Origin of the sequence: Alkalihalobacillus trypoxylicola (genome assembly GCF_001590785.1) — a bacterium.
Classification (GTDB): Bacteria; Bacillota; Bacilli; order Bacillales; family Bacillaceae_D; genus Alkalihalobacillus; species Alkalihalobacillus trypoxylicola.
On the sequence record NZ_LTAO01000001.1, the window covers coordinates 294049 to 306330 of the forward strand.

The 12282-nt window shown below is 37.8% G+C and carries 9 protein-coding genes; all 9 read right to left on the reverse strand.

Going from position 1 to position 12282, the window contains the following annotated elements; translation table 11 throughout:
• Nucleotides 1-6: 6 nt before the first annotated feature.
• The 9 genes from AZF04_RS01395 to rseP all read right to left on the reverse strand — a co-directional run bounded on the left by AZF04_RS01395 (nucleotide 7) and on the right by rseP (nucleotide 12272).
• Complete coding sequence (locus AZF04_RS01395) at nucleotides 7-288, reverse strand: DUF503 domain-containing protein (protein ID WP_061947255.1); 282 nt, start codon at nucleotides 286-288, stop codon at nucleotides 7-9.
• Nucleotides 285-2393, reverse strand: a complete 2109-nt coding sequence (infB, locus tag AZF04_RS01400) for a translation initiation factor IF-2 (RefSeq protein WP_061947256.1) — start codon at nucleotides 2391-2393, stop codon at nucleotides 285-287. Before infB ends, AZF04_RS01395 begins: the two co-directional genes overlap by 4 nt.
• Nucleotides 2394-2408: 15 nt before the next feature.
• On the reverse strand, nucleotides 2409-2720 hold the full coding sequence (locus AZF04_RS01405; RefSeq protein WP_061947257.1) for a YlxQ family RNA-binding protein: 312 nt from the start codon (nucleotides 2718-2720) through the stop codon (nucleotides 2409-2411).
• The gene (gene rnpM / locus AZF04_RS01410) at nucleotides 2717-2992 is read right to left on the reverse strand and encodes an RNase P modulator RnpM (RefSeq protein ID WP_268753410.1); all 276 of its coding nucleotides are present in this window, start codon (nucleotides 2990-2992) and stop codon (nucleotides 2717-2719) included. Before rnpM ends, AZF04_RS01405 begins: the two co-directional genes overlap by 4 nt.
• 20 nt (nucleotides 2993-3012) lie before the next feature.
• Nucleotides 3013-4125: a transcription termination factor NusA gene (gene nusA / locus AZF04_RS01415; RefSeq protein WP_061947259.1), complete on the reverse strand. Its 1113-nt coding sequence runs from the start codon at nucleotides 4123-4125 to the stop codon at nucleotides 3013-3015.
• Between the two features lie 47 nt (nucleotides 4126-4172).
• Nucleotides 4173-4643: a ribosome maturation factor RimP gene (gene rimP, locus AZF04_RS01420; RefSeq protein WP_061947260.1), complete on the reverse strand. Its 471-nt coding sequence runs from the start codon at nucleotides 4641-4643 to the stop codon at nucleotides 4173-4175.
• A 231-nt stretch (nucleotides 4644-4874) separates the two neighbouring features.
• Nucleotides 4875-9179, reverse strand: a complete 4305-nt coding sequence (locus AZF04_RS01425) for a PolC-type DNA polymerase III (RefSeq protein ID WP_061947261.1) — start codon at nucleotides 9177-9179, stop codon at nucleotides 4875-4877.
• Between the two features lie 88 nt (nucleotides 9180-9267).
• On the reverse strand, nucleotides 9268-10980 hold the full coding sequence (locus AZF04_RS01430) for a proline--tRNA ligase (protein WP_061947262.1): 1713 nt from the start codon (nucleotides 10978-10980) through the stop codon (nucleotides 9268-9270).
• Nucleotides 10981-11015: 35 nt separating this feature from the next.
• A complete protein-coding gene (rseP, locus tag AZF04_RS01435) occupies nucleotides 11016-12272 on the reverse strand; it encodes an RIP metalloprotease RseP (protein WP_061947263.1) in 1257 nt (418 codons plus the stop codon).
• Nucleotides 12273-12282 lie beyond the last annotated feature (10 nt).

A 12282-nucleotide genomic window follows, 5' to 3' on the forward strand; every position in this document is an offset into this window, starting at 1 on the left:
ACATTTCTATAGCCATTCATAATCCGTTAGGGTTCGTTCTACTAACGGTTCTTGATCGATAAGCGAAAGCGCTCGCTGCAGCTCTTTTTCACATACAGCTTTTGTCGTTCCTACTGTTACGACTGATACCTCCGCTCTTTGCCAAGTATCTTGAAAGTTAGTTTCGGCCACAGCTACATTATAACGCTGCTTTAAACGAGTCAGTATGCTTTTGAGAATGGAACGTTTCTCCTTTAATGAATGGACATCATATAGGAAGATTTCACATCGAACAGATGCGATCATCATTTACGCTCAATTTCCTCCATAATGTAAGCTTCAATTAAGTCGCCTTCTTTAACATCATTAAAGTTCTCAAGCGTGATACCACACTCATATCCTGCTGACACTTCTTTTGCATCATCTTTAAAACGTTTAAGAGCTTGAATTGCTCCCTCATAAATGACCACACCGTCACGAATCAAACGAACGGTTGAGTCACGAGAAATTTTACCATCTGTTACATAAGAACCAGCGATCGTACCAATTTTAGACACTTTGAACGTTGTTCTTACTTCTACTTGACCGATGACTTTCTCTTCAAACTCAGGGTCAAGCATTCCTTTCATCGCAGCTTCGATTTCATCAATGGCATTATAGATAACACGATGAAGTCGAATGTCTACTTTCTCTGATTCTGCTGTACGCTTTGCATTATTATCTGGACGAACATTAAATCCGATAACAATTGCATTAGAAGCCGATGCTAAAATGATATCTGATTCAGTGATAGCACCAACACCCGTATGAATGATATTTACTTTTACGCCCTCTACATCAATTTTGACTAAAGAGCCTTTCATCGCTTCAACAGAACCTTGGACATCAGCCTTTATAATGATATTAATATCTTTAATATCCCCTTGCTGAATTTGGGTAAATAAATCGTCAAGACTAACACGAGAGTTTTCAGAACGACTAACTTCGCGTTGACGAGAAGCACGAGCCTCACCAATTTGACGAGCTTTTTTCTCATCTTCAAAGACCTGGAATTGGTCGCCTGCTTGTGGAACATCGTTTAAACCTGTAATTTCAACCGGAGTTGATGGACCTACATGCTTTACTCGACGTCCAAGATCATTGACCATAGCACGCACACGCCCATAAGAACTACCAACTACTATTGGGTCTCCTACTTTCAATGAACCATTTTGTACTAGTAAAGTAGCTACTGCACCTCGCCCTTTATCCAATTCAGCTTCAATGACGGTACCTTTGGCTAAAATATCAGGATCCGCTTTTAATTCCGCTACCTCTGATACAAGTAAAATCATTTCAAGTAGCTCATCAATTCCAGTACCATTTAAAGCCGAAACATTAACAAAGATTGTATCTCCACCCCAAGCCTCAGGAACTAATTCAAATTCTGTTAGCTCTTGCATAACTCGGTCTGGATTCGCTGCTTCTTTATCCATTTTGTTAACAGCGACAATAATAGGAACGTTCGCTGCTTTCGCATGGTTAATTGCTTCTTTTGTTTGAGGCATCACACCATCGTCAGCTGCAACGACTAAAATTGTAATATCTGTAACCTCAGCTCCACGTGCACGCATCGTTGTAAACGCAGCATGTCCCGGTGTATCTAAGAAAGTAATTTTTTTACCTTCTGTTTCCACTTGGTAAGCACCAATGTGCTGTGTAATCCCACCAGCTTCTCCCTCTGTTACCTTCGTTTCACGAATAGAGTCAAGCAAAGTGGTTTTACCATGGTCAACGTGACCCATGATCGTTACTACTGGTGGACGCTCTTGTAAATTTTTCTCATTTACTTCAACAATGTAATCTTCAAAATCAATTTCATCGATAATGATTTCTTCTTCTACTTCCACACCGTAATCGCCAGCAATTAATTCGATGGAGTCTTTATCAAGCTCTTGATTTATGGTTGACATAATTCCAAGAAACATGAGTTTTTTAATCAATTCAGAAGGCTCTTTATTTAATTTCTTAGCTAATTCTCCAACAGTTAAAGTACCAGAATACGTAATCTTTTCAGGTAAAGCCTTCACCTTTGGTGGTGTAGGTGCTTGTTGAACTTTTTTATTTTGCTGCCCTTTATGATTACGATTTTGTTGTTGTTTGTTACCTTTGGACTTATTTTTAGGTCCATTATGCTGCTGTCCTTTTGATGATGGTGCTGGTCGATTCCCTGAAGGGTTAGCAGGCTTTGCTGATTCTTTTTGCGTGGTTTCTTTTTGAACAGCAGGTTTTCCCTCTAAAGAAGCAATCATTTTCTCGTCAATTACGGACATATGATTATTCACTTCAATATTAGCTGCCTTTAACTTTTCAATAACCTCTTTACTTGAAACATTCTTTTCTTTCGCATATTCGTAGATTCTCATTTTTTTCATATACGTCCTCCACATTCATTGGTCAATGAATGCTGTCATTTTTTTAGCAAAGCCGTCCTCTTTAATTCCAATAACAACCCGTTCAGCTTTACCAATTGCCTGTCCTAGCGTAGCACGATCTCCTACCAATCGAACTTGAACTTGATAATGACGGCATTTGTCCAATAATTTTTTCTTTGTATTCTCTGAAGCATCTTGCGATAGAAGTACTAGCTTTACCTTCCCAGCACGCACTTCCTTTATGACGAGCTCTTCCCCAGTCACAATTTGCCTTGCTCTTGCTGCTAGCCCTAATAAAGACAGCCATTTTTCATTTTCATTGTTCATTTTTTATTCCCGCGCTCTCTTGAAAGCTCTAGTTCATCATAAACCTCTGAACTAACCTGAACTTGCAGGTGCTTTGAGAGAATATCTTTCTTCTTCGCTAAAAGAAAGCATTCCTTATCATTAGTAAGGTAAGCTCCTCTTCCATTCTTCTTACCCGTTAAGTCCACTGAAACGTCTCCTTCTGGCGAGCGCACAATTCGGACTAACTCTTGTTTAGGTTTCATTTCATTTGTAACAACACACTTGCGAAGTGGAACTTTTCGTTTTTTCAATGGCTCCATCTCCCTTTTTCTTAATCCTCAGTATCATTTGAAAAAGATTGATTTGTAGCTTCAGATTCCTTGTGGTCTTCTTCTGAAATTAATCCAAGCTCTCTTGCCTCTGACTCACTTTTGATATCAATTTTCCAGCCTGTTAACTTTGCTGCTAATCGAGCATTTTGACCTCTTTTACCAATAGCTAAAGACAGTTGATAATCAGGAACAATGACTTGAGTCATTTTTTCGTCTTCATTCACATTAACTTGCACAACCTTTGATGGGCTTAAAGCATTTGCCACGTACTCAACCGGATCCTCAGACCAACGAACAATGTCAATTTTTTCCCCTTTAAGCTCATTCACAATCGTTTGAACTCTTCCACCTTTTGGACCTACACAGGCTCCAACCGGATCGACTTCTGGATTATCAGCATGAACCGCTATTTTAGAGCGATCTCCAGCTTCTCTTGATACTGACTTAATTTCCACCGTACCATCATAAATTTCTGGTACTTCAAGCTCAAATAACCTTTTTAGTAAGCCTGGGTGAGTTCTTGAAATTAAGATTTGTGGTCCTTTTGTCGTTTTTTCAACTTTTGTAATGTAAGCTTTAATTCGGTCATTATGTGCATAGGATTCGTTTGGCATTTGCTCGTTTACTGGCAATAATGCCTCTACCTTACCTAAATCAACATAAATAAAACGATGGTCTTGTCTTTGGACAATTCCTGTCATAATATCTTCTTCACGGTCAATAAAATCCGCATAGATAATTCCGCGCTCAGCCTCTCGAACTCTTTGCGTGACAACTTGTTTTGCCGTTTGAGCAGCAATTCGTCCAAAATCCTTAGGTGTCACTTCAATTTCTACAATGTCATCAACCTCATAATGAGAATTAACCTGCTTAGCTTCATCTAATGATATTTCAAGTCGCGCATCAAACACTTCTTCTACTACTACTTTTCTTGCAAAAACTCGGATACTACCACTATCTCGATCAACATCAACACGAACGTTTTGAGCAGAATTAAAATTTCTTTTATAACCAGAGATTAGAGCGGCTTCAATCGCTTCAATTATGACTTCTTTACTAATCCCCTTTTCTCCTTCGATTGTTGTTAATGCATCCATAAATTCGCTATTCATGGACTTCATTTCCCCCTTTCACTTACTCAAAATTCTCTTACCTATTTTTAGAGCTTTATAGCTAATCTAGCTTTTGCCACTTTTTCATATGGAATGTCCAATTGCTTTTTCCGTGTTTTCTTCATCACTTCTACTGTCAGTACTCCATCATTAAATGAGAGTAAATCTCCTTCGAACGACTTTTCGCCATCCAAAGCTTCATAAGTACTTACATGAATGTACTTGCCCACAGCATTTTCTAATTCTTTTTCATTTTTTAAAGGTCGCTCAGCTCCAGGTGAAGAAACTTCTAGAAAATAAGCTTGTTCAATAGGATCGACCTGATCTAATTGTTCACTGAGCTTTTCGCTAACCTCGCTACAATCTTCTAAATCTACACCTGTTTCGGAATCTATATAGACTCGTAAAAACCAATTTGGTCCTTCTTTTTTAAACTCAACCTCAACCAATTCCAGTTTTAAAGGCTCTAAAATAGGAAGAACAAGTTCAGCAACAACTTCTGTTACTTTCTTACTCACGACTAACCCTCCTTCAAATAACCACTACCTATAGTCGAAAAAGGCGGGTCGTTCCTATAAGAAATCGTCTCAAAAAACCCGGCCCATTCTTGTCATAAGTTTAGAAAATGACTCTAAACCAAAACGAAAGAGTGGGTTTCCCCACTCTTTTGCGGTCTGTTATTCTAAGTATTACCATAATCACAATATCATAATCTCCTTTTCTTTGCAACTAAATGGAAAAGTCTTCTGTTAGAAAAGAGAGAGCTGATTGGAGTCAGGTAAGCCTTCTAAACAGCCATGATCATCCAAATGTTCTAATACCGTTTTCGTTAGTTTACTTTTTTGCTGTAAATCTTCCTTCGATAAAAATTCCCGCTCTTGTCTAGCTGAAACGATATTATGTGCCGCGTTCGTTCCGACCCCTGTCATCGCATTGAATGGAGGGAGTAACTGATTTCCTTCTACTATAAATTCAGTTGCACTAGAACGATATAATTCTACTTTTTTGAATGAAAATCCTCTTTCAACCATTTCTAAAGCTATTTCTAGGACGGTTAATACTGCTTTTTCTTTTGGCGCAGCATCCAGTCCCTTGTGGTTAATCTCTTCTATTTTCGCCTTAATGGCTGCGGAGCCTTTAATCATTGTATCTAAATCAAAATCATCCGCTCTTACAGTAAAATAAGAAGCATAATAAAGAATAGGATGATGGACTTTAAAGTAGGCTATACGCACTGCCATTAAAACATAGGCAGCTGCATGAGCCTTTGGAAACATGTACTTGATTTTTAAACAGGAGCCTATATACCAATCTGGAACATTGTTTTCTTTCATGGTTTCGATCCACTCAGGCTGTAATCCTTTTCCTTTACGAACGGACTCCATGATTTTGAAAGCTAAAGAAGGCTCTAGACCTTTATAAATTAAATAAACCATAATATCATCACGACAACCAATTACATCCTTTAGTTCACATGTGCCGTCATAGATTAGTTCATTGGCATTATTTAGCCATACATCTGTCCCATGAGAAAGTCCTGAGATTTGGACTAGCTCAGAAAACGTGCTAGGTTTCGTTTCTTCGAGCATTTGTCTAACAAATCGTGTTCCAAACTCTGGAATTCCCAATGTTCCTGTTTTACACATAATTTGATCTTCTGATACTCCTAATACATCAGGACTACTAAAAATCTTCATTACTTCCGGGTCATCAGTAGGAATCGTTTTCGGATCCACTCCACTTAAATCTTGTAGCATACGAATAACCGTCGGGTCATCATGACCTAAAATATCTAATTTAAGAAGGTTATCATGAATCGAGTGAAAATCAAAATGAGTCGTTTTCCATTCCGCCTTTTGATCATCTGCTGGAAACTGTATCGGACAAAAATCATGTATATCCATATAATCTGGTACAACGATGATTCCGCCAGGATGCTGGCCCGTTGTTCGTTTGACTCCCGTACACCCTGCGACTAACCGATCGATTTCTGCACCCCTCATCATTAGGTCATGATCGCCTTGATAGCCTTTCACATATCCATACGCTGTTTTTTCAGCTACTGTTCCGATTGTACCTGCTCGATAAACATATTCTTCTCCAAATAGTTCCTTCGTATAGTGATGGGCTCTCGGTTGATATTCACCAGAAAAGTTTAAATCAATATCGGGAACTTTATCTCCTTTAAATCCTAAGAACGTTTCAAAAGGGATATCATGTCCATCTTTCACATAAGCCTTACCACATTCTGGACAATCTTTATCAGGTAAATCAAATCCTGAACCAACCGTTCCGTCATCGAAAAAATAGGAATGCTGACAATTTGGACAAACGTAGTGTGGTGGTAATGGATTAACCTCTGTAATTTCCGTCATCGTTGCCACAAAAGAAGAACCTACAGAACCACGTGAACCAACTAGATATCCATCTATAAGTGATTTTTTTACAAGCTTGTGGGAAATTAAATAGATAACCGCAAACCCATGTCCGATAATACTTTTTAATTCCTTTTCTAATCGCGCTTCAACGATTTCCGGTAAGGAGTCACCATAAATCATCCTTGCACGATCATAGCTCATCTTTCTAACCTCATCATCAGCACCTTCAATTTTAGGTGTATATAATTGATCTGGAATAGGATGTACCTCTTCTATTTGATCCGCCAATTGATTAGGTGTCTTTACGACAATATCGGTTGCTACATCTGAGCCTAAAAATTGAAATTCATCCAGCATTTCATCGGTTGTTCGGAAATGAACCTTTGGTAGAGTTTGTTTATTTAATGGATTAGCACCACCCTGTGAAGCGATTAAAATTTTTCTATAAACATAATCTTCTTCACTAAGATAATGAACATTACCAGTCGCAACTACAGGTTTATTTAATTTTTCTCCTAATTGAACAATGTTGGTTACAATCTCTCTTAAGGCTGTTTCATTTTTTATAAGTTCTCTTTCAATTAAATGCTGATAATTACCTAAAGGTTGTACTTCAAAATAATCATAAAAAGCAGCGATTTCTTCAACTTCCTCAGGTGACTTCTGCATCATCCCTTCAAATACTTCGCCTTTATCACAGGCAGAGCCTATAAGTAAACCTTTTCTAAGCTTTTGTAATTGGGAACGAGGTATTCTAGGTGTACGAAAGAAATATTGAACATGAGACATAGAAACTAATTGATAAAGATTTCTAAGTCCCTCTTGTGTTTGAGCAAGAATTGTACAGTGAAAAGGTCTCTGTCTATGAAAATTCCCTTCCCCCATATGTTCATTTAATTGCTTATGGATCGTTATGTCACGCTCCATAGCATCCTTTACCATTTTCCATAATAAATAGCCAGTAGCTTCTGCATCATAAATAGCTCTATGATGGCTTACTAATTCGATATCGAATTTTTTACATAAAGTATTAAGACGATGGTTTTTTAATTCAGGATATAAAAATCGACCTAATTCAAGTGTATCAATAACAGGATTATTAGCTTCTCCAATACCTGACTTTTGATAGCCAACATTCAAAAATCCCATATCAAAGCTAGCATTGTGTGCCACTAAGATTGAGTCGCCGACAAACTCTTTAAATTGAAGTAGTACATCCTTAATCTCTGGTTGTCCCTTAACCATGTCATCGGTAATACCCGTCAGCTCGATAATCGTATTAGAAAGAGGTTCATGAGGGTCTGCAAAGGATTCAAAGCGATCGATAATCTCTCCATTCTTCACCTTCACAGCGGCTAGTTCGATAATCGTATTATAGACTGCTGAAAGACCGGTCGTTTCCACATCAAAAACCACATATTCCGCGTCTGCTAATGAAACATCAGCTTCGTTATACACAATCGGAACTCCATCATCAACTAAATTAGCCTCTAATCCATAGAGTACTTTGATATTGTTCTTTTTTCCTGTTGAGTAAGCCTCTGGGAAAGATTGAACGACTCCATGGTCTGTTATAGCAATTGCCTTATGCCCCCATTTAGCCGCTTGTTCAACATATCTTCCTGCAGAAACAACACCATCCATTTGACTCATCGTAGTATGTAAGTGCAGCTCTACTCTTTTCTGCTCTTCATCAGCGGTATCGACTCGTTCAATAGGTTTCACTTCATTAATATCATTAGCGATCATCACTAAGTCACGGACAAAGGTATCCATTTGAATACCACCTCGGACCTTAACCCACATCCCTTTTTTTACTGATTGTAATAAAGGAACATCTTCTTTATCTCTTGAGAAAATTTTAACTAGGATTGAATTGGTATAATCGGTAATCTTAAAGGTTAATAGTGTTCTTCCACTACGAAGCTCACGAGTTTCTGAAAAGAATACATAACCTTGAGCTGTGATTCGGCGCTCTTCATCGACAATCGATTCTAATGGCTGAGGGTCATCCTTAATCGGATAACCAATCATTAAAGCTGAATTTTTCAATTGTTTCTCTGTTGCTTTTTCTTGTTTTTTCTTTTCTAAAATGGCTTCTACTACTTTAGAATGATCTTCCTGTTCTCTTTGCTCTACAAATCTTTCAAAATCCTTTTTAGATTCTTGAATATTAGCATCGATTTGAATGGCTGGCAGAGAAAGCTCTTCTAAAACCATTTGCAAAGGCTCATGAAGCTTTCTTTTTAAAGCAACAGCTTCTGTTTCATTTCTTACTGCAATAACTAAGCGTTTCCCATCAAATGAAGGTGTTTGATTCGTTAATAAATCTCTTAACCCGGAAGAAATTCCTTGTATATGCTCTGTAATTAACGGCCAATAATCGACCCATTGCTTTTCTTCTAATACGGATTTCTCATAATGTAAGGTAGCATCAACAGAGGCAATCTCTTTAAAGGTATCCACTAGTCTTTGCCTAAACAGTTGATACACCTGAGCAGGTAATAATGTTGGTAGAATAAACGAAAAATGCCACTTTTTATTTTCTCGATAAATGGAAAGCTTCTGAATTTGTCCATTTTTAAAATGGTCTTGAATAATAGATTCAGGCATTTGTATTTGCTCGAGAAGAAGTTGTAGCCGTTCTTTTCTTATATCTTGTTCGCTCTGAGTCATTTTACTTCCCTCCTCGTTAGCTCTTTGAGAAAAGTAGAGATAAATTCAGGTACCTCTAAATTAGAGATACCTGAGTTCCCTTTTCAATTCATTCACTTTTTAACTCTTGAACCTTGGCAGCTAAATAGTCTACCAGGTCTGAAACAGAAACCTCAACGGATTCACCAGAATGACGAATTTTTAATTCCACTATCCCTTCACTTGCTTTTTTACCAATCGCAATTCGAATAGGGATACCCACTAAATCCGCATCATTGAATTTCACACCCGCTCTTTCCTTTCGATCATCAAAAAGCACTTCGTAGCCTTTTTCGGATAATAGCGAATATAAATGCTCACCTAAATCAGCTTGTTCCTGATTCTTCATATTAAGAGCTAATAAATGGATATGAAATGGTGCTACTTCATACGGCCAAGTAATTCCTTTTTCATCATGATGTTGTTCAATAATCGCTGCAACTGTTCTGGAAACTCCAATTCCATAGCACCCCATCATAATAGGCTTAGATTTTCCATTTTCATCGAGTACCGTTGCTCCCATATTTTCAGAATAAAATGTACCTAACTTAAAGACTTGTCCAACTTCAATTCCTTGAGCAAAACGGATTTTACCTTTACCGTCTGGAGAAGGCTCTCCCTCTTTAATAAAACGGATATCGCCATAGTTTTCTACATCAATATCTCGCTCAGCATGAACACCAGTATAATGCTTATGCTCTTCATTGGCTCCACAAACCCCATTCACTATATATTGAATGGCATGATCGGCTACTACTTTTAAGCTTGTACCGATTGGTCCGATACTGCCTACAGGCGTTTTTACAACTTCTAATACCTCTTCATTAGTTGCTAAACGAATTTCTTTTGCATTTAATTGATGCTTCAATTTGATTTCGTTTAATTCATGATCACCACGAATTAAAACTAAAACCCAGTCACCATCTACATTCGTAAGAAGCGATTTAATTATTGAAGAGGCTGGAACGTTTAAAAGTTCGGATACATCTTCAATCGTTTTAACATCTTTCGTTTCAACCTTGTTTAATTCTTCACGATGAGTAGGAAGATCATTAGGCGCTTTTACTTGAACGGCAGCCATCTCTATATTAGCTGCATAATCAGAAGAATCTGAGTAGGCAATCGTATCTTCCCCAACCTCAGCCAAAGCCATAAATTCATGGGTATCTTTTCCTCCCATAGCTCCAGAATCTGCAATAACAGGTCTAAAGGTTAAGCCAACACGTGTAAAGGTTTTCGAATAGGCTTCATACATTTTTTCATAGGCTTCATGAAGGCTCTCTTCATTAGAATGAAAAGAATACGCATCCTTCATGATAAATTCTCTTCCACGAAGCAAACCAAAGCGAGGTCTTCTTTCATCTCGGAATTTGGTTTGAATTTGGTAAACGTTTAATGGTAGCTGTTTATACGATTGGATAAAGTCGCGAATAATCGAAGTAATTACTTCTTCATGAGTTGGTCCTAAGGCAAAGGAACGATTATGACGATCTTTTAACCGCATTAATTCACCACCCATTTTATCCCAGCGACCTGTTTCTTGCCATAACTCTGCTGGATGAAGGGTAGGCATTGTCAATTGTTGAGAACCAGCTTTCGACATCTCTTCATGAACAATATTCTCTACCTTATGAATCACTCTTTTAGCTAGTGGTAAATAGGAATAAACCCCAGCTGCAAGTTGTTTAATCATTCCAGCACGTAGCATTAATTGATGGCTAGCAATATCTGCATCAGCTGGCACATCTCTAAGGGTAGGCAATAAAAATGATGATTGTTTCATAATAATCTCCTTTTAAACAGTCTAGAAACCTGTTTTTACATAAATAATCGATTAATATCATTCCAAGTAACGACGATGACTAATAGGAATAATAAAGCAAAGCCGACAAAATGGACCATTCCCTCTTTTTGAGGATCAATGGGTTTCCCTCTTACAGCCTCAAGACCTAAAAAGACTAAACGTCCACCATCCATTGCTGGAATAGGTAATAAATTAATAATTCCTAAGTTAACACTTAGCGCTGCAGCCCAACGCATTAAAACAAATATACCTAAAGCTGCTGCCTCACCTGTGTAATTATAAATCCCTACTGGACCAGCTACATAATCAATAGAAAAGTCCCCTGTAAGAATCAAACTAAGTACATCAAAAATCATTGTAGTAAAAAACCACGTTTCTTGTGCACCAAACACAATAGAACCAAATAATGAGAATTCAGAAGGCTGCATAATACCAATAAACCCTTCTGCTTCTCCTTGTGGATTCTCACGTTCTGCTGGTGTTACCTCAATCACCAAAGCTTCTCCATTTCGATTAATTTCAAAATCGATGGGTTCGTTTGGGTTTTGCTGGATAACTGCTGTCATATCGATCCAAGAGTCAACAGGACTAGAATCTATCGATAAAACGACATCCCCCTCCATCAAACCAGCTTCTTTGGCAACTCCTTCATCTGTTATTTGTCCGATTCTCGCTTCATCGACGGGAAGTCCTTGAAAAAGTGCAAATAACGTAAATAAAACAAAGGCTAGGACAAAATTCATTAAGGGACCAGCGAAAATAGCAAGTGAGCGTTGACCAACAGTCTTTGAACCAAACTGTCTATGCCATGGCGCAATTTGCGTTGCTATTTCATCTTGAATCAATTTTGCTTTTTCATCAACGGAATAAGTTACTTTCTCATCATGTTCATCATAAGCAACAATTTCTAATGCATGCTCTAAGTCAATCTGTTCGACTTGAACAACTCTTGCTTCAGGATGCTTTGATTTATTATTGATAATGATTTTTTCTACTTTATCTTCATTGTTAAGTACAAGTCCGATATCATAACCAGGCTTAATTTGAATCGTCTCTGGGTCTTCACCAGCCATTCTTACATATCCACCTAATGGAAGTAAACGTATGGTGTAAATCGTTTCATTTCTTTCAAAAGAAAATATCTTAGGACCAAAACCAATTGCGAATTCTCGACAAAGAATTCCTGCTCTTTTGGCAAAAACTAAATGACCCCATTCATGAATAAATACGAGCAATCCAAAAACGACTATAAAAGAAAGTAACGTTTCCAATCAATATTCC